Source organism: Stenotrophomonas maltophilia, from assembly GCF_002799155.1.
In the GTDB taxonomy this organism is placed as follows: Bacteria; Pseudomonadota; Gammaproteobacteria; order Xanthomonadales; family Xanthomonadaceae; genus Stenotrophomonas; species Stenotrophomonas maltophilia_R.
The window spans coordinates 973,247-992,083 of sequence record NZ_NERD01000002.1 but is presented as its reverse complement, the minus strand read 5'-3'; the positions used below and the strand labels follow the sequence as shown (position 1 = coordinate 992,083).

The 18,837-nt window shown below is 67.9% G+C and carries 16 protein-coding genes; 13 read left to right on the top strand and 3 right to left on the bottom strand.

Annotated features, from left to right (window positions below; translation table 11 throughout):
• Nucleotides 1-90: 90 nt before the first annotated feature.
• From pstS to rnt, 10 genes are all read left to right on the top strand, one after another.
• On the top strand, nucleotides 91-1,179 hold the full coding sequence (gene pstS / locus B9Y82_RS05095; RefSeq protein WP_100471789.1) for a phosphate ABC transporter substrate-binding protein PstS: 1,089 nt from the start codon (nucleotides 91-93) through the stop codon (nucleotides 1,177-1,179).
• Nucleotides 1,180-1,261: 82 nt separating this feature from the next.
• Entirely contained in the window at nucleotides 1,262-2,230 is a 969-nt protein-coding gene (gene pstC / locus B9Y82_RS05090; RefSeq protein WP_100471788.1) for a phosphate ABC transporter permease subunit PstC, read from the top strand.
• Nucleotides 2,230-3,093 (top strand): phosphate ABC transporter permease PstA, encoded by an 864-nt coding sequence (pstA, locus tag B9Y82_RS05085; RefSeq protein ID WP_006428262.1) that lies wholly within the window; start codon nucleotides 2,230-2,232, stop codon nucleotides 3,091-3,093. Before pstC ends, pstA begins: the two co-directional genes overlap by 1 nt.
• Nucleotides 3,094-3,112: 19 nt before the next feature.
• Nucleotides 3,113-3,943, top strand: a complete 831-nt coding sequence (pstB, locus tag B9Y82_RS05080; RefSeq protein ID WP_005408788.1) for a phosphate ABC transporter ATP-binding protein PstB — start codon at nucleotides 3,113-3,115, stop codon at nucleotides 3,941-3,943.
• A 65-nt stretch (nucleotides 3,944-4,008) separates the two neighbouring features.
• Nucleotides 4,009-4,716 carry a phosphate signaling complex protein PhoU gene (gene phoU, locus B9Y82_RS05075; protein ID WP_049444209.1) on the top strand — a complete coding sequence of 236 codons (708 nt, stop codon included), beginning with the start codon at nucleotides 4,009-4,011 and terminating at the stop codon, nucleotides 4,714-4,716.
• 238 nt (nucleotides 4,717-4,954) lie between these two features.
• The gene (locus tag B9Y82_RS05070; protein ID WP_100471787.1) at nucleotides 4,955-5,320 is read left to right on the top strand and encodes an HvfA family oxazolone/thioamide-modified RiPP metallophore; all 366 of its coding nucleotides are present in this window, start codon (nucleotides 4,955-4,957) and stop codon (nucleotides 5,318-5,320) included.
• Complete coding sequence (locus tag B9Y82_RS05065) at nucleotides 5,307-6,182, top strand: HvfB family MNIO-type RiPP peptide maturase (RefSeq protein WP_100471786.1); 876 nt, start codon at nucleotides 5,307-5,309, stop codon at nucleotides 6,180-6,182. Before B9Y82_RS05070 ends, B9Y82_RS05065 begins: the two co-directional genes overlap by 14 nt.
• The gene (locus B9Y82_RS05060) at nucleotides 6,175-6,930 is read left to right on the top strand and encodes an HvfC family RiPP maturation protein (protein ID WP_100475176.1); all 756 of its coding nucleotides are present in this window, start codon (nucleotides 6,175-6,177) and stop codon (nucleotides 6,928-6,930) included. Before B9Y82_RS05065 ends, B9Y82_RS05060 begins: the two co-directional genes overlap by 8 nt.
• Nucleotides 6,931-6,954: 24 nt before the next feature.
• Complete coding sequence (locus tag B9Y82_RS05055; RefSeq protein ID WP_100471785.1) at nucleotides 6,955-7,476, top strand: HvfX family Cu-binding RiPP maturation protein; 522 nt, start codon at nucleotides 6,955-6,957, stop codon at nucleotides 7,474-7,476.
• 169 nt (nucleotides 7,477-7,645) lie between these two features.
• Entirely contained in the window at nucleotides 7,646-8,296 is a 651-nt protein-coding gene (rnt, locus tag B9Y82_RS05050; RefSeq protein WP_014036542.1) for a ribonuclease T, read from the top strand.
• A 318-nt stretch (nucleotides 8,297-8,614) separates the two neighbouring features.
• Here the strand turns inward: rnt and B9Y82_RS05045 are convergent, their stop codons facing one another.
• The 3 genes from B9Y82_RS05045 to B9Y82_RS05035 form a co-directional block, all read right to left on the bottom strand.
• Nucleotides 8,615-11,641 (bottom strand): ligand-binding sensor domain-containing diguanylate cyclase, encoded by a 3,027-nt coding sequence (locus tag B9Y82_RS05045; RefSeq protein ID WP_100475175.1) that lies wholly within the window; start codon nucleotides 11,639-11,641, stop codon nucleotides 8,615-8,617.
• A 176-nt stretch (nucleotides 11,642-11,817) separates the two neighbouring features.
• A complete protein-coding gene (locus tag B9Y82_RS05040) occupies nucleotides 11,818-13,227 on the bottom strand; it encodes an ATP-binding protein (RefSeq protein WP_049446197.1) in 1,410 nt (469 codons plus the stop codon).
• A 6-nt stretch (nucleotides 13,228-13,233) separates the two neighbouring features.
• Nucleotides 13,234-13,962, bottom strand: a complete 729-nt coding sequence (locus tag B9Y82_RS05035; protein ID WP_057498358.1) for a response regulator — start codon at nucleotides 13,960-13,962, stop codon at nucleotides 13,234-13,236.
• A gap of 204 nt (nucleotides 13,963-14,166) precedes the next feature.
• Between B9Y82_RS05035 and B9Y82_RS05030 the strand changes: the two genes are divergently transcribed.
• From B9Y82_RS05030 to B9Y82_RS05020, 3 genes are read left to right on the top strand one after another with little or no spacing between them, the layout of a single operon-like run.
• Nucleotides 14,167-15,408 carry an efflux RND transporter periplasmic adaptor subunit gene (locus tag B9Y82_RS05030; protein WP_100471784.1) on the top strand — a complete coding sequence of 414 codons (1,242 nt, stop codon included), beginning with the start codon at nucleotides 14,167-14,169 and terminating at the stop codon, nucleotides 15,406-15,408.
• A complete protein-coding gene (locus tag B9Y82_RS05025; RefSeq protein ID WP_100471783.1) occupies nucleotides 15,405-17,363 on the top strand; it encodes a MacB family efflux pump subunit in 1,959 nt (652 codons plus the stop codon). The genes B9Y82_RS05030 and B9Y82_RS05025 overlap by 4 nt, the downstream gene beginning before the upstream one ends.
• Nucleotides 17,360-18,802, top strand: coding sequence for an efflux transporter outer membrane subunit (locus B9Y82_RS05020; protein WP_100471782.1), 1,443 nt, complete (start codon nucleotides 17,360-17,362; stop codon nucleotides 18,800-18,802). Before B9Y82_RS05025 ends, B9Y82_RS05020 begins: the two co-directional genes overlap by 4 nt.
• The last annotated feature ends 35 nt before the right edge of the window (nucleotides 18,803-18,837 follow it).

Sequence of the window (18,837 nt, the reverse complement as noted above, 5' to 3'; positions counted from 1 at the left end):
CTGTCATGGGCGTAATACGGCTGTAACAAAAACATCATTTCATAGCCGCATCCGCCGACGACGTCGGCTCTACCCCGCTATGGAGTGACCATGAAACTGCACTCGGCCGGCCTTGCCGCCCTTTCCCTGGCCATCGCCCTGGGCCTGTCGGCCTGCGGTGGCGACAAGCAGGCCGCGCAGCAGCCGGCTGCCGACGGTGCCGCCGCCCCGGCCGCTGCCGGTGCCAAGGTGACCGCCGAAGTGTCCGGCGCCGGCGCTTCCTTCATCTTCCCGCTGGTGTCCAAGTGGTCGGCTGACTACAACGCCAGCACCGGCGCCAAGATCAACTACCAGTCGATCGGCTCCGGCGGCGGCATCGCCCAGATCAAGGCCGGCACCGTCGACTTCGGTTCCTCCGACAAGCCGCTGAGCAGCGAAGAGCTGGCCCAGGCCGGCCTGGCCCAGTTCCCGTCGGCCATCGGCGGCGTGGTGCCGGTGGTCAACATTGAAGGCCTGGAAGCCGGCAAGCTGCGCCTGAGCGGCGCCCTGCTGGCCGACATCTTCCTGGGCAAGGTCAAGACCTGGAACGATCCGGCCATCGTCGCTGCCAACCCGGGCGTGAAGCTGCCGGACGGCAAGATCACCCTGGTCCACCGTTCGGACGGTTCGGGCACCACCTTCAACTTCTCCAACTACCTGTCCAAGGTCAGCCCGGAATGGAAGAGCAAGGTCGGCGAAGGCACCTCGGTGCAGTGGCCGGACGGCGTCGGTGGCAAGGGCAATGAAGGCGTTGCTTCGTACGTGAAGCAGATCAAGGGCTCGATCGGCTACGTCGAACTGGCCTACGCACTGCAGAACGGCATGCCGTACACCGCCATGCAGAACGCGGCCGGCAACTGGGTCGAGCCGAGCGCGGAAACCTTCGCCGCTGCAGCTGCCAGCGCCGACTGGGCCAGCGCCAAGGACTTCAACCTTGTCATCACCAACGCCCCGGGCGAGCAGGCGTGGCCGATCACCGCCACCAACTTCATGCTGATGCAGAAGCAGCCGAAGGACGCCAAGCGCAACCAGGACACCCTGGCCTTCTTCAAGTGGGCCTTCGAGAACGGCCAGGCCCAGGCCAACGAGCTGCACTACGTGCCGCTGCCGGCCGAACTGGTCAAGCAGATCGAGGCCTACTGGGCGACCGACCTGAAGTGATGGATATGACGGTGCCCGCCCCGCGCGGGCACCGCCTCTTCCACGCCGTACCGCCCCGCCCCTTCCTGGCCCCGCCGTCCCCATGAATGCCATCGCCCAGCCTGTAGCCGCCTCGTCCACGCGTGATGCGCGTGATGCCCGCAACGACAAACTGTTCCGATGGGTGCTGGTCGGCACCGTCATCTTCGTCCTGATCGCCCTGGCCTGCGCCGCGCTGTCGATGCTGTGGGGCGGCCGCCATGCCCTGCAGATGCAGGGCCTGAGCTTCTTCTTCTCCGCCGACTGGAATCCGGTCGAAAACAAGTTCGGTGCCCTCGCCCCGATCTACGGCACCCTGGTCACCGCGATCATCGCGATGGTCATCGCCGTGCCGGTCAGCTTCGGCATCGCCTTCTTCCTCACCGAAGTCGCGCCGCGCTGGCTGCGTGGCCCGATCGGTACCGCCATCGAACTGCTGGCCGGCATCCCCTCGATCATCTACGGCATGTGGGGCCTGTTCGTGCTGGTGCCGGTGATGACCGAGTACGTCACCCCGTTCCTCAACGAGACGCTGGGCGAATGGCCGGTCATCGGCCCGCTGTTCCAGGGTCCGCCGCTGGGCATCGGCATGCTTACCGCCGGTTTCGTGCTGGCCATCATGGTCATTCCGTTCATCTCTTCGGTGATGCGCGAAGTGTTCCTGACCGTACCGACCCGCCTGAAGGAATCGGCCTACGCGCTCGGCTCCACCAAGTGGGAAGTGAGCTGGGACATCGTCCTGCCCTACACCCGTTCTGCGGTGATCGGCGGCATCTTCCTCGGCCTTGGCCGCGCCCTGGGCGAGACGATGGCGGTGGCCTTCGTGATCGGCAACAGCGTGCGCCTGTCGCCGTCGCTGCTGGAACCGGGCACCACCATCGCCGCGCTGATCGCCAACGATTTCGGCGAAGCCACTGAAACCTACCGCTCGGCCCTGCTGCTGCTCGGCTTCGTCCTCTTCATCGTCACCTTCGTGGTGCTGGCCATCGCCCGCCTGATGCTGATGCGCCTGTCCCGCAAGGAGGGCAACTGATGTCCACCACCGCTGATTCGCTGTACCTGCGCCGTCGCATCGGCAACGTCGTTGCGATCACCGCCTCCTGTGCCACCGCCTTGTTCGGCCTGTTCTTCCTCGGCTGGATCCTGTTCACCCTGGCCTCCAAGGGCCTGGCCGGCATCAACCTGGACCTGTTCACCAAGATGACACCGCCGCCGATGCAGGAAGGCGGCCTGGCCAATGCCTTCTTCGGTAGCGCGGTGATGTGTGCGCTGGCGATCGGCATCGGCACGCCGCTGGGCGTGCTGGCCGGCACCTGGCTGGCCGAGTATGGCAACGCCCGCAAAGCCGGCACCGTGGTCCGCTTCGTCAACGACATCCTGCTGTCGGCCCCGTCGATCGTGCTCGGCCTGTTCGTCTACACCCTGTACGTGATGCAGACCGGCGGCAACTTCTCGGCGTTCGCCGGTGCCCTGTCGCTGGCCTTCATCGTGCTGCCGGTGGTGGTGCGCACCACCGACGAGATGCTGCGCCTGGTGCCTTCGCAGATGCGCGAAGCGGCGCTGTCGCTGGGCATCCCGCAGTGGAAGGTGATCGTGCAGGTGCTGTACCGAAGTGCGTCGGCCGGCATCATCACCGGCATCCTGCTGGCCCTGGCGCGCATCTCCGGCGAGACCGCACCGTTGCTGTTCACTGCCTTCGGCAACCAGTACTGGAACAACAACATCTTCCAGCCGATGGCTTCGGTGCCGGTGGTGATGAACCAGTTCGCCGGAAGCCCGTACGAATCCTGGCAGGTGCTGGCCTGGGCCGGTGCCCTGGTGCTGACTGTCTTCGTGTTGCTGGTCAGCCTTGCCGCCCGCGGCATCCTGCTGCGCAACCGTATCTCCCATGACTGACCTTTCCGTGGATAACGCCATGAACGACCTTTCCAACGCCGTGCCGATGCAGCGCATCGCCGTGCCGTCCTCGCACGAGAGCCTGCACACGCCGTCGCCGGTGAAGCTGGCTGCGCGTGGACTGGACTTCTACTACGACAAGTTCCATGCCCTGAAGGGCATCAACCTGGAGATTCCGGAAAAGCGCGTGACCGCGCTGATCGGTCCCTCCGGCTGCGGCAAGTCGACCCTGCTGCGCATCTTCAACCGCATCTACGCGCTGTACCCGAAGCTGGAAGCGCGCGGTGAGGTGCTGCTGGACGGCGAGAACATCCTGTCGCCGAAGTACCCGATGAACCGCCTGCGCAGCAAGGTCGGCATGGTGTTCCAGAAGCCGGTGCCGTTCCCGATGACCATCTTCGAGAACGTGGCCTACGGCATCCGCCACCACGAGAAGCTGAGCAAGGCCGACATGGCCGACCGCGTCGAGCAGGCGCTGCGCCAGGGCGCGCTGTGGGACGAAGTGAAGGACAAGCTGGGGCAGAGCGCACTGGGCCTGTCCGGCGGCCAGCAGCAGCGCCTGTGCATCGCCCGTGCCGTGGCCCTGCGCCCGTCGGTGCTGCTGCTGGACGAACCGACCTCGGCACTGGACCCGATCTCGACCAGCCGCATCGAGCAGCTGGTGGAAGAGCTCAAGCACGAGTACACCATCGTGATCGTCACCCACAACATGCAGCAGGCCGCCCGCGTGTCCGACTACACCGCCTTCATGTACCTGGGCGACCTGATCGAGCACGACCGCACCGAAGTGATCTTCTCGCAGCCGTCGCAGCGGCAGACCGAGGACTACATCACCGGCCGCTTCGGCTGATCGACGCCGTCCCTTCGCCACATGTCCCAGCCAGGCATGGCCTGGCTCTACCCGGATTGCAGACCATGAATCTTCCCAACGACCACATCGTCAAGAGCTACGACGAAGAGCAGCAGCGCCTGGTGGCCGAAATCGTGCGCATGGGCGAAATGGCCGTCGCCCAGCTCGAAGCGGCGATGGACGTGATCGAGAAGCGCGACGAGAACGCTGCCCATCGCATCATCGCCAACGACGAAGCGATCGATGCGCTGGAACAGCAGATCAGCCACGACGTGATGCGCCTGGCGCTGCGTGGCCCGATGGCGCGCGACCTGCGCGAAATCCTGGCCGGCCTGCGCATTCCGGCCGACATCGAGCGTATCGGTGACTATGCCGCCAACGTCGCCAAGCGCTCGATCGCGCTGGGCAAGGTGCCGCCACTGCCGCAGATCCAGGGCCTGCGTGCACTGGGCCGCCTGGCCGCGCAGCAGGTCCGCCGTGCCATTGCCGCCTACCGCGACAACGACGCCGACGCCGCACTGGAACTGCGTGAGGACGACGCCCGCCTGGACGCGCAGTACACCGCGCTGTTCCGCGAGCTGCTGACCTACATGATGGAAGACCCGCGCAACATCACTCCGTGCACGCACCTGCTGTTCATGGCCAAGAACCTGGAGCGCGTGGGCGACCATGCCACCAACATCGCCGAGAACGTGTGGTTCCTGGTGCACGGAGAGCAGCCGCTGCCGCCGCGTGAAAAGCGCGACGAGACCTCCAGCACCGGCCAGATCTGACGCTGCACTGCAACACCGGAGACGACTCCAAGGTGGCCGCTGTCCTGGTGACAGTGGCCTTCTTTTTTTGGGGTATGCCACCCGGATTGTGGGCGCCGGGCTTGCCCGATGCGAACCTGCCGGATGCTTCTGTAACAAATCTCACGAAAATTTGAGTACTTGGCGAGGATTCGTTGAGTAGGATCGCTGCACCATCGATTCACCCCGGGCACCTGCCCACCACCCAGGAGCAATACCGATGAGCAGTTCCAACAAGACGCTGTCCCTGCTGACCGCTACCGCCCTGGCCGCCGGCCTGGGCATGACCACCAGTGCCTCGGCCTTCAGCATGAGCGACCTCGCCCAGGGCTATCTGGTCGCCGGCCAGGCGGCAAAAGCTGCCGATGCCAAGCACGCCGAAGGCAAGTGTGGTGCCGACGGCAAGAGCGCCGAGGGCAAGTGCGGTGGTGACAAGGGCAAGGCTGCCGAGGGCAAGTGTGGCGAAGGCAAGTGTGGCGCCGACAAGGGCAAGGCTGCGACGGGCGCTGCCGCCGGTGCCAAGGCCGGCGACAAGAAGTCGGCCGAAGGCAAGTGCGGCGAAGGCAAGTGCGGTGGCAAGCACTGACGTCCGCGCCAGCGCCGTCCACCCGCGGCCGCCGCTTCGCGCGGCGGCCGCCGGGTTGGGCCTGCGCAGGGCGCTGCTGCAGGATCTGCGTGACGCTCCGGCAGGCGATTTCGATTTCCTCGAATGTGCACCGGAGAACTGGATCCACGTCGGTGGTCCCGCCGGTGACGCGCTGGCCGAACTGGCGCAGCGTCATCCGTTGAACTGCCACGGCCTGTCGCTGTCGCTGGGCGGCAGCGCACCACTGGATACCCAGCTGCTTGAGCAGGTCGGCCAGTTCCTCGAGAAGCACCGCGTGCCGCTGTACAGTGAACACCTGAGCTACTGCAGCGACGACGGCCACCTGTACGACCTGCTGCCGATTCCGTTCACCGACGAAGCGGTGCGCCACACCGCGGCACGCATCGCCCGCGTGCAGGACCTGCTCGGCCGCCGTATCGCGGTGGAGAACGTGTCCTATTACCTGGCGCCGGATCCGGCGATGGACGAGCTGGCGTTCACCAATGCGGTGCTCGCCGAGGCCGACTGCGACCTGCTGCTGGACGTCAACAACGTCTACGTCAACGCCTGCAACCACGGCTACGATGCCGACAGCTTCATCGCCGGCCTGCCTGCACAGCGCATCGTCTGCCTGCACGTGGCTGGGCACCTGGACGAAGCTCCGGACCTGAAGATCGATACCCATGGCAGCGCGGTGATCGATCCGGTCTGGGAGCTGCTGGCGCGAACCTATGCACGCATCGGCCCACGCCCGACCCTGCTCGAACGCGACTTCAATTTTCCGCCCTATGCAGAACTGCAGGGCGAGCTGCAGACCATCCGCCGCCTGCAGGCCACGCATGCCGGAGCTGCGCATGGCTGATGCCGCCGATACTCTGCGCGCGCAGCAGCACGCATTCACCGCGCACCTGCGCGATCCGCAAGCGGTGCCGGCACCAGCCGGCCTGGATCCACGCCGGCTGGCGGTGTACCAGCACCTGCTGTTCAACAACCTGCTGGGGCTCCTGAGCAACGGTTTTCCGGTCTGCGTTCGCCTGCTCGGCGAACCGGCATGGAGCGCGCTCGTGCGCCACTACTTCGCCACCCATCGCTGCCAGACTCCCCTGTTCACCGAGCTGGCCGCCGAGTTCGTGCAATGGCTGCAGGTACAGCCGCAGCTGCCGCACCCGGCGCTGGCCGAACTGGCCCACTACGAGTGGGTGGAAACCGCGCTGTATCAGTTGCAGGCCGAGCGGCTGCCTGCGCCGGGTGATGTCGATCCGCTGCGCGTACGACTGCAGCGCTCGCCGTTGGCGTGGCCGCTGCTGTATCAGTGGCCGGTGCATCGGCTGGGTGCCGAGGATGCGCCGACGCAGCCGCCCACCGAACCGACCGGCCTGCTGGTCCGCCGCGAAGCCGATGGCGAAGTGCGCTTCGCTACGCTCAGCCCGTTGGCGGTGTACCTGCTGTCCAGCATCGGCGAACAGCCTGGGCTGGAAGGTCATGCCTACCTGCAACGACTCGCCACCACGTATGGCCTGGCCGTCGATGCGCTGGCCGGACCCGGTGCCGCGCTGCTGCGGCAATTCCTGCAGGCCGGCGTGATCGGGCCGCTCACAGCCCCTCCCTGACACCTCTTTCGCGGAGATCCCCTGATGAACCTTCCGACCCTGGCCACCGCGCGCGGCCAGCTGGACCGTCTCGCCCCCTGGTTGGCCCCGCTCGGCCTGCGCCTGCTGCTGGCCTGGGAATTCTTCGAATCCGGCCGCGAGAAGCTGCGCGGCCAGAACTGGTTCGCTGACCTGCAGGACGCCTTTCCATTCCCGTTCGACCAGTTGCCGGCCACCCTGAACTGGCAACTGGCGACCTGGTTCGAACTGGTCGGGGCGGCCTGCCTGCTGTTTGGCTTCGGTACCCGTTTCGCCGCCGCCAGTCTGCTGGTACTGACCGTGGTGGCCACCTATGCGGTGCATTGGCCGATGGAGTGGAACTCGCTGGCCGAGCTGGCGATGGGCTATGCGATCAGCGACCAGGGCTTCGGCAACTTCAAGCTGCCGGTGCTGTTCATGGCCATGCTACTGCCGCTGATCTTCACCGGTGCCGGCAAGCTGAGCGTGGACGCATGGTTGGCCCGATGGCAGCCATCCACCACCACGGCACCGCGCGCAGTCCGGTAGATGCCGACCTTGGCCGGCGCGCGCCGTGGCAACCATGGTTGCCACCTACCGGCATCCTGAGCGCACGGTGCACCGGTGGGTGTCGACCTTGGTCGACACGCTCCTACGCAGCGAACCGGTGCATCACAGGCCAGCCAGGCGCTCGGGGGCGCTCTGCTAGAATTCACGCATGACTGACCCCACCCCCGCACCTGCCGCCGCTCCCGATTCCGCAGTCCCCCAGGCGCAGCGCGCGATGTCACAACGCTTCCGCGGCTTCCTGCCGGTGGTGGTGGATGTGGAAACCGGCGGCTTCGACAGCCAGCGCAATGCGCTGCTGGAAATCGCTGCGGTGCCGATCGAGATGGACGAGAACGGCCTGCTTTACCCCGGCCAGACCGCCAGTGCCCACGTGGTCCCGGCCGAAGGCCTGGAAATCGACCCGAAGTCGCTGGAAGTGACCGGCATCATCCTCGACCACCCATTCCGGTTGGCCAAGGAAGAAAAGGCGGCGCTGGACCACATCTTCACTCCGGTGCGTGCGGCGATGAAGAAATACGGCTGCCAGCGCGCGATCCTGGTCGGCCACAACGCCCATTTCGACCTGGGCTTCGTCAACGCCGCAGTGGCGCGGACCGGCCACAAGCGCAACCCGTTCCATCCGTTCAGCGTGTTCGACACGGTCACCCTGGCCGGTATCGCGTACGGGCAGACCGTGCTGGCGCGTGCGGCCACCGCCGCCGGGTTGGGTTGGGATGCGAATGAAGCGCACAGCGCGGTGTATGACACCGAGCAGACCGCGCGCCTGTTCTGCACGATCGCCAACGCCTGGCCGCGATAAGGCAGCCAACGGCGGAGCCCCTCGTGGCGGGAAGCGAATCATCGGTTGGGCCGGGCAAGGTGGGGTCGCGGGGGACGCCGTGAACCCGTCCCTGGGGGCTTAGCCGCGCCATCCATGGCGCGGATACCCCCGCGACCCCACCCTGCCCGGCCTTCGACAGGTTGCTGGCCGCCACGGAAAGATCAGAAAAGCGGAAGCAACAGCGGGTCGCTGCGCTCGTTGGGGGCTGCCGATCACCTCTGTGGTGGGTCACTTCTCTGGTGGGTGCCGACCGTTGGTACGGCAACACCCGTAGATCCACGCCATGCGTGGATGCGATCAACCAATGCTCGTGCGATCCCGGCCATCGCTCTTGGCGCGGTACAGCGCACGGTCGGCACGCTGGTACAGCAGCGCCGGGGTGCGGTCGTCGGCATCGAGCTCCACCAGGCCCGCGCTGAAGGTCACGCGCAGGCCTTCCACACCGGCCCAGTCGGGATGGTCGTGGAACAGCCCGCGCAGGCGTGCGCACAGCTGCGCGGCTTCCTCCAGTCGGGTGTCATTGAGCAGCAGCGCGAACTCTTCGCCGCCGGTGCGCGCCGGCAGGTCGGAGTCGCGGCAGGCCGCCGCGATCAACGTCGCCACCTGCACCAGCACCGCATCACCGGTGCTGTGGCTGTGGCGGTCGTTGACGTCCTTGAAGTGGTCGATATCCAGCACCACCAGGCACAACGGGTGACCACTGCGCTGCGAACGCGCGAAGTCGCGGGCCAGGGTTTCATCAAAGGCGCGGCGGTTGGCCAGGCCGGTCAGGGCGTCTTCGCGGGCCTGGCGCTCGAACGCCTCGGCCTGGCGAGCCAGGCGCTCGGCCAGTTCGGTCTTTTCCTGGTTCAGCGCCTGCAGGTGCACGGTCTTGGCCTGCAGGTCGAAGGTCGCTTCGTCCACCCGCCGCGCCAGGCGCAGGTTGCTGGCCTTCAGCTGCTGCAGCAGCAGGCGGTACAGCACCACCAGCCCGGCCAGCAGCAACAGTCCACCCAGCACCTGCACGCTGCGTCGCTGCCACCAGAACGGCTCCACGGTGAAGCTCCATACGGCTTCGTGCTGGCCCCAGCTGCCACCCGGATGGGCAGCGGCCACGTGCAGGGTGTAGTCGCCCGGAGGCAGGCCGACGAACTCGACGCTGCGCTGCGGCCCACGCTCCACCCAGCCAGCATCGAGGCCATCCAGCCGCGTGCGGTAGCGGATCCGGTCGGACATCAGGTAGCTCAGGCCGACATAGCTCACCGCCAGCCGGCGGCCACCGGGAATGGAGTTGCGATCCGGCCCCTCCCAATGCACCGGCGCACCATCCACCTGCACGCTCTCGATCGCGGCCGGCGGCGATGGCCGCTCGCGGAAGCGCTGCAGCCGCTGCGGGTCGACCGTGCTCAGGCCACCGGCGGTGACCACCCAGAACGTGCCGTCCTGGCGCAGGATCGCCGATGGGCTTGAGCTGCCGTTGGCCTGTGCATTGGCCATGCCGTCGATCTCGTTGTAGCGCTCCACCCCTACCCGTGGCGTGCGGCCATCGGCCACTGCATTGAGGGTCGCCATGTCGGTGCGCAGCACACCACGGTTGCTGCTGATCCACACGTTGCCGAGGCGGTCCGGTACCAGCTGGAACACCGCATCCACCGGCATGCCCTGCTCCAGGCCGACCCGCGCCAGCGCACCGTTGCGCCAGCGGTACAGGCCGCGATCGCTGCTGATCCACATCGCATCGCCCAGCTGGTGGAAACCGAACACGCTGCGGCCTCCCCCCAGCGGGGCCAGGTCGATCGACTGCACATGGTCGCCGCGCAGCACGCGGATGCCTTCGATGGTGCCGATCCACAGGTTGCCCTGATGGTCATGCTCGAGCGCGGTGATCAGGCCGCCAGGCATGCCCGGCACGTTCGAGACCTGTACACGGTCGCCGTCGATGCGTACCACGCCCTTCTGCGTGCCGGCCCAGACCACGCCCTGCGGGCCAACGCTGATCGCACGGATGTTGCCACCCGGCATGCCATCGGCGGCCGCATAGTTGTGGCGCAGGCGCCCATCGCGGCCCAGCCGGTAAACGCCATCGCCGAAGGTTCCCACCCACAGGTCACCGTCCGGTCCCTGCGCAAGGCTCAGTACCGAGGGTGCCTTGCCGCCGCGGTTGTGCAGCGGTATCGCGCGGAAACGGCCGTCGGCAGCCTGCAGGTCAAGGCCACTGGCGCTGCCGACCCACAACTGCCGGTTGCGATCCTCGAACACCGTGCGCACATAGTCACCACTGAGCCCATCGCGCTCGGTGTAGCTGCTGAACAACGTTTCGCGCAGGCGGTACAAGCCACCGTTGGCCCCTACCCAGATGCTGCCTTCGGCATCCTCGCGCAGGCTGACCACCCGTCCACCCGGCAGGTTCAGGCCGGCCGGCAACCGCTCCAGGCCATGCGCGGAGATGCGCAGCAGGCCCTGGTTCTCGGTGCCCAGCCACAGGTCACCATGCCGGTCCTGCAGCATCGAGGTCATGTGCAGCTGGCCCGGCAGGCGGTGCACCAGCACCAGCTGGTCGTCCTCCACCCGGTACAGGCGCTCGCCGGCGACGATCCACAGTGCGCCATCCGGCGCCCGGTACGGCCACGACAGGCCACTGCCGGCGCCCAGCCCCCATGCGGCGGGCGCGCGCTTGAGTACCCCATCGTTGTCGCGCAGCACCAGCCCATCGAGCGTGCCGACCCAGACCCGGTCCTGTGCATCGACCACCAGCTTGGTGAAGCTCATCGCCATCGGCAGGTCCGCCGCCGGTGCCTGGTAGACGATGCCGGTGTCCGGCGTCAGATAGCCGACGCCCTTGCCTTCGAACAGCAGCCACAGCCGGCCCTGGCTGTCCATCTGCATGGACTGGATCAGCACCTGCGGTGTACCGGCCTGGTGCTCCCATACCCGCCACTGGCCGTCGCTGCCGCGATGGCTGACATTGCCGCGCGAATCGCTGATCCACAGCCCGCCCTGGCGGTCGACGAACAGTGCGCCGATGCCGTTGTCGCGCAGGCCCGGGCGCGTGCTGCGGTCGAACACGGTGAAATCCAGGCCGTTGTAGCGCACCAGCCCTTCCCAGGTGGCGAACCACAGATGGCCCTCCGGCGTCTGCGCGATGTCGCGCAGCGAGTTGTGCGGCAGCCCGTTGCGCGAGGTCCATACATCGATGGCGTAATCGCGCAGCGGCGGCGCACCATCCTGTGCTGCCAGCGGCAGCGCAAGGGCCAGCAGCAGCCACAGCAGGCCCTGCCGCAGCGCCCGCCTGAATCCTGATGTGCGGCGCTCCACCCAGCGCCCCTCGTCCCCCTGCCCGCCCATCACCGCAACGGCGGCGGCCAGGTGCGGCTGCAAGGCGCGGCAGCATGCGGGAACTGCCAGGCAGCGCGGAACGGCATGCCGGCGGGAACGGGCTGGCTCATCGGGGGGAGACTGGGGAGATGCGCAGATGATAGGCCAAACCCCGGCCCCGGCGTCACCGTGCGCAGCCCTCCGGCTCAGCCGGCGCGGCCGGGCGCCACCACCTGGGCACTGGCCGGCCACTGCACCACCGCCTCCAGGCCACCTTCGGCCCGGTTGCGCAGCCACAGCCGGGCTCCGTCCTTCTCGGCCAGAGCGCGGGCAATGGTCAGGCCAAGGCCCGCCCCGCCGGTCTCGCGCGAACGCGAGGTTTCCACCCGCACGAAGGGATCGAACACCGCCTCCAGCTGCTCCTCGGCCAGGCCCGGGCCGTCATCGGCCACCACCACGGTGATCGCACCGCCGCTGCGCTCGACCCGTACCCGCGCCCGCTGCGCATACATCACTGCGTTGTCCACCAGGTTCGAGAACAGCCGATGCATGGCCAGCGGCCGCAGCATCAGCACCGAACCACTGCCGCCTTCGAAGACCACATCGGCGCCGCCTTCGGCGGTGTCCTCGACAATGCTCTCCAGCAGCGAATCGAGGTCGAGTGCGGCGCGCTGCTCGGCACTTTCGGCGCTGCGGGCCAGTTCCAGGCCCTCGCGCACTAGCGCCTGCATCGCCGCCAGGTCGCCGATCAGGCGCTCGCGCAGGGCCTCGTCGCTGACATTCTCCAGGCGCAGGCGCAGCCGGGTCAGTGGCGTCTGCAGGTCATGGGTGATCGCCGCCAGCATCTGCGTGCGTTCGGCCAGGTGCCGCTGCAGGCGGTGCTGCATGGCATTGAACGCTTCGGCGGCGCGCTGCACTTCGCGCGGGCCGCGCAACGGCAACGGGTCGCGCTGCAGATCATCGCCGAGGTCTTCGGCGGCGGCGGCCAGCTCCTGCAGCGGCGCGCTGGCCATGCGCGCAACGATGTAGGCCAGCACCGCGATGGCCAGCACCAGCAGGGTCAGGAACCACGGGTCCACGGCGAGGATGCCGTTGTGCGCCACCGCTGGCGAGTCCAGCGCCAGCTTCAGCAGCGTGCCGTCGTTGAGGGTCACGTCCACCGCGCGGCATTTGGGCGGGATGAACGCCGGGTCGCGTTCGCGCGGCGGCCGCCGGTGGCCCGGTGGCGGCGGCGGCAACAGGTCCTGCAGCTTGGGAATGCAGGAGCGGAACGAAGCGAAATGCACATGCGCGCGCGACACCGGCCCGGGGCGGTCTTCCAGCACTTCCATCAACGCCGTATCGGCCCGCCCTAGGCGGGCGCCGGGTTGCAGTGCGCGGACGCTCGGCCCACCGATCGCCAGCAGGCGCTCGCGCAGCTCCGGATTGCCATCCAGCAGGTTGACGTAGCCCTGCAGGCGGTCGGCAATGCGGTTCAGGTTCTGCCGCTCGAACTCCTGCTGGCGCTTGGAGGTGGCCAGCATGGTCGCGCCGATCGCAGCCACCGCCATGCCCAGCAGCAGGATCACGAACAACCGCCCGACCATCGAGGACAGGAAATGGCGCAGGCGCTTCATCGCGGCTTATTCCAGGTTCACCGAGGAGGCCAGCACGTAGCCTTCGTTGCGCACGGTCTTGATCAGTCCGTCCGGACCACCGTCGTCGCCCAGCTTGTTGCGCAGGCGGCTGACCTGCAGATCGATGGCGCGGTCCTGCGCCTCGTAGTTGCGGCCGCTGCTGAGCGCGACCAGCTGCTCGCGCGACAGCACCTTGTTGGCGTGGGCGATGAACACCCGCAGCAGGCGGAATTCGGCGCCGGACAGCACCACCACGCGGTCGTCCGGATCGACCAGGTGGCGATGCTCCAGGTCGAACACCCAGCGCGAGAAGCGCGCACGGCGCACCGCCAGCGGCTCCAGGTTGGCCGGCAGCGCCTCGGTCCGGCGCAGCACGTTGCGGATGCGCGCCAGCAGCTCGCGCGGTTCGAACGGCTTGGCCAGGTAGTCGTCGGCACCCATTTCCAGGCCCAGCACGCGGTCGATCGGCTCGGCACGTGCGGTCAGCATGATCACCGGCGTGTTCGAGCGCGCGCGCAGGTCGCGGCACAGGGTCAGGCCATCCTCGCGCGGCAGGTTGAGGTCGAGCACGATCAGGTCCACGTGCTCACGGTCCAGCAGCTGGCGCATGGCGGTGCCATCGGCGGCCGTGCTCACCTGGTAGCCGGCACGGCCGAGCTGTTCGGCCAGCAGGGTGCGGATGTCGTTGTCGTCGTCGACGATCAGCAGTCGATGCATCGGGTTTTCAGTCTCCATGTCGCGATCATCCCGTGTCGGCAGCTGAACCGCATCCGGGGCAATGCGTACCAGTGTATCCACCCACGGGCGGGATACCTGTGGTTACGCGTATTCACCGACAGTGTTACATACAGACATGCCCCGAGGATTGAGCCGTCCATCGCCCGGTCTTCACAATGCCCACCAACGCCGCCCGTGCGGCCCCCAGAGTGAAGCCACGACGTGACGTTCCGCCTGCTGCCCGCGACCCGCCGGGGTCGCCTGATACTGATCGGCCTGCTTGCCCTTGCCGTCGCCGTTGCTGCCTGGTGGCTGCTGCGCAAGCCCGCTGCCCCCGCGGTGGCAACCACCCCGGTCAGCCGCGGCGACATCGAGCAGACGGTGGAGGCCACCGGCGTGATCGACGCCTACAAGCTGGTCAGCGTCGGTGCGCAGGCCTCGGGCCAGATCAAATCGCTGAAGGTGCAGCTGGGCGACACCGTGAAGGAAGGCGATCTGATCGCCGAGATCGACGCCACCACCCAGCAGAACCAGGTGCTCAACGCGCAGGCCTCGCTGGACCAGGTCACTGCCCAGCGCGCCGTGCAGCAGGCTACCCTGCGCCAGGCCGAACTGGAATTCGCACGCCAGCAGCAGATGCTGGCCGCCGAGGCCACTTCGCGCCAGGAATACGATGCCGCCGAAGCGCAGCTGAAGACCGCCCGTGCCCAGCTGCAGTCCTACGAGGCACAGATCAAGGGCCGCGAAACCGAACTGGGCACCGCCCGCGCCAACCTGGCCTACACCCGCATCACCGCGCCGATGGACGGCACCGTGGTGGCGGTGGTGGCCGAGGAAGGCCGCACGGTGAATGCCAACCAGACCGCACCGACCATCGTCATGCTGGCGCGGCTGGACGTGGTCACGGTCAATGCCGAGATTTCCGAGGCCGACGTGGTCAAGATCAAGGCCGGCATGCCGGTGTACTTCACCACGCTGGGTGATCCGGACCGCAAGTACCACGCCACGCTTCGCCAGATCAATCCGGCGCCGGCCTCGATCGCCAACGAGAGTTCGTCCAGCTCGAGCAGCTCGTCCAGCTCCAGTTCCAGCAGCGCGGTCTACTACAACGCGCTGTTCGACGTGGAGAACCCGGATGGCACGCTGCGCATCGACATGACCGCGCAGGTGTCGGTGCTGCTCAAGCAGGCCAAGGGCGTGCTGATGGTGCCGGCGGTGGCACTGGGGCCGAAGCGCCGTGGCGACGAGCGCATGGTGCGGGTGCTGGATGACAACGGCCAGCCGCAGCCGCGCAAGGTCACCGTGGGCATCAACAACGGCGCTTCGGCCGAGATCCTGTCCGGTTTGCAGGAAGGCGAGCGCGTGGTGGTGGGCGAAGCCGGTGCGGCCGGTGCCAGTGCCGGCGGCGGCAACCGCGGCGGCATGCAGATGCGGGTCGGCGGCCCGGGCATGGGACGCCGATGAGCACGGCGGCGCCTCTGCTGCGCCTGCGCGACCTTCGACGCGAGTTCCCGGCCGGCGACGATGTGATCGCCGTGCTGCGCGACGTCAATCTCGACATCCATGCGGGTGAGATGGTGGCCATCGTCGGCCAGTCCGGTTCGGGAAAGTCGACGCTGATGAACATCCTCGGCTGCCTCGACCGCCCCACCCGCGGCAGCTACCAGGTGGCCGGCCGCGAAACCGGGAAGATGGAACCGGACGAGCTGGCCGAACTGCGACGCGAGCATTTCGGCTTCATCTTCCAGCGCTACCACCTGCTGGGCGACCTCGATGCACGCGGCAACGTGGAGGTGCCGGCAGTGTATGCCGGCAGCCCGGGCGCAGTGCGCAACGCCCGCGCCGAGCAGCTGCTGCAGCGGCTCGGCCTGGGCGACCGCATGCACCACAAGCCCGGCCAGCTGTCCGGCGGCCAGCAGCAGCGCGTGTCGATCGCGCGTGCGCTGATGAACGGTGGCGAGGTGATCCTGGCCGACGAACCAACCGGCGCGCTCGACACGAAGTCCGGCGAGGAGGTGATGGCGATCCTCGGTGAACTGCACGCCGAAGGCCACACCATCATCATCGTCACCCACGACATGAGCGTGGCCGAACACGCACAGCGCATCATCGAGATCCGCGACGGCGAGATCATCGCCGACCGCGCCAACCCGAACGCACCGACCTACCGTGCGCAGCGCGAGGCCAGCACCGGGGTTGCCCGCGGCAACAGCTGGCGGGCGGCGCGCGACCGCTTCACCGAAGCGTTCCGCATGGCGCTGCTGGCGATGAACGCACATCGGCTGCGTACCTTCCTGACCATGCTCGGCATCATCATCGGCATCGCCTCGGTGGTCTCGGTGGTGGCGTTGGGCAACGGCTCGCAGCAACAGATCCTGCAGAACATCAGCGCGCTCGGCACCAACACCATCGATGTCTACCCCGGCCGCGGCTTCGGCGATATGCGCTCGGCGCGGGTGCAGACGCTGAAGGCCAGCGATGCCGATGCACTGGCAAGGCAGAGCTACGTGGACAGCGCCACCCCCAGCGTGTCGACCTCGGTCACCGCGCGTTACCGCAACCAGTCCTCCACCGCCCAGGTCAGCGGCGTCGGCGAGCAGTTCTTCCGGGTCAAGGGCGTGACCCTGCTCAGTGGCAGCTTCTTCGACAGCGATGCAGTGAAGGGCCTGGGCCAGGTGGCGGTGATCGATGAGAACACCCAGACCCAGTTCTTCCCCGATGTCGATCCGGTCGGCCAGGTGATCCTGCTCGGCAACGTGCCGGCACGCGTGGTCGGCGTGGCCAAGCGCCAGAGTTTCGGCTTCGGCGGCAGCACCAGCCTCAGCGTGTGGGTGCCCTACACCACGGTGATGTCGCGCATGCTCGGCCAGAGCCACGTGTCCAGCATCACCGTGCGCGTGGACGACGCCACGCCGATGGATGCCGCGCAGGAAGCGATCACCCGCCTGCTGACCCTGCGCCATGGCACCGAGGACTTCTTCCTCAGCAACAGCGCCGAGATCCGGCAGACCATCGAGCAGACCACGCGCACGATGACGCTGCTGATCGGCGCCATCGCCGCCATCGCGCTGCTGGTGGGCGGCATCGGCGTGATGAACATCATGCTGGTGTCGGTGACCGAGCGCACCCGCGAGATCGGCGTGCGCATGGCCGTGGGTGCACGGCAGAGTGATATCCGCCAGCAGTTCCTGATCGAAGCGGTGCTGGTGTGCCTGCTCGGCGGCGTGCTCGGCATCGGCCTGGCCCTGCTGCTGGGCTCGATGATCGGCCGCTTCGCCAGCGACTTCCAGGTGCTGTTCTCCACCGCCTCGATCGTCGCCGCGTTCGCCTGCTCGACCCTGATCGGGGTGGCGTTCGGCTTCCTGCCCGCGCGCAACGCCGCGCAGCTCGATCCGGTGGAGGCCCTGGCCCGCGAATGAAGATGATGATGATCCGACTGCCCTTCCCTGCATCCCCGCGCCAGTTGCTGGCGGGCGCCGTTCTGCTCGCCCTGTCCGGCTGTGCATCGGTCGGCCGCTATCCCGTGCACGCCCCCGACGTGGCGGCCCGCTATGGGCGTGGCGATGCCACCCTCAACGCACCGGCCGACGACCCGCGCAGCAGCGTGGATACCCCGGGTCGCGACATCCGCCAGGACACCTGGTGGACCGGCTTCGGCGATGAACGCCTGGACCGCCTGGTGGCACAGGCGCTGGCTGCCAACAGCGACCTGGCTGCCGCCGGCCTGGCCGTGCAGCGTTCACGCCTGCAGGCCGGCCTGGCCGGCAACGCGCTGTGGCCGCAGCCGTCGTCGTCCGGTGTCAGCGGCAGCGCCAGCCGCGCCACCGACCAAGCCGACGACTGGCGCCGCAGCTATTCCACCGGCGTCTCGCTGGGCTGGGAAGTGGACCTGTGGGGGCGCCTGCGCGCGCAGCGTGACATCGCCCGCTGGGAAGCCCAGGCCAGCGAGGAAGACCGGCAGAACACGGCCCTTCTGGTGATCAGCGACACCATCACCCAATACTGGAACCTGGCCTACCTCAACCAGTCCATCGCCACCGGCCAGGCCAACCTGGAGCGGCTGGAGCGCACCCGGGAACTGGTGCAGGCCCGCTTCGACGCCGGTGCGGTATCGCGCCTGGAAGTCCGCCAGGCACTGCAGAACCTGCAGTCGCAGCGGTCCTCGCAGAGCGCGCTGGAACAGCAACGGGTGGAGGTGCGCAATGCGCTGACCGTGCTGCTGGACGGCACGCCCTGGCCCCAGCAGGACGAACCGCAGGACCTGCTGGGCGCACGCAGCCCCATCATTGCCGAAGGCCTGCCGGCCGACCTGCTCGGCCGCCGCCCCGACCTGCGCGCGGCCGAACTGCGCCTGCGCAACAGCCTGAAGACCATCAAGGTCACTGCAACCCAGTACTACCCGGCACTGAGCCTGACCGGCAGCCTCGGTTCCAGCGCGACCTCGCTGGGCGATGTGCTGCGCAACCCGGTGGCCACGCTGGGCGCCGGCCTGTCACTGCCCTTCCTCAACCTGCAGCGCGCGCAGCTGGACACCGACATCGCCGGCACCGCCTACCAGATCGCCGCCAGCAACTTCCGCAAGACGCTGTACACCGCGCTCTCGGAAGTGGACAACGCGCTGTCGGCACGCGAGCAGCTGGCGCGCCAGGTGGCGGCCTCGCAGGCCTCGTACGACGAAGCGGTGGAAGTGGAGCGCGCGCAGGAAGTGCGCTACCGCGTGGGTGCGACCGACCTGCGCACGTGGCTGGAGGCACAGCAGACCCGGCGCGATGCCGAACTGTCGCTGGCGCGCGTGCGCCAGGGCCAGCTGAACAACGACGTGACCCTGTTCAAAGCGCTGGGCGGCAGCGCGGGGTAAGGCTTTGGGAGCGCCAACCAAGGTTTGCGGCCCCG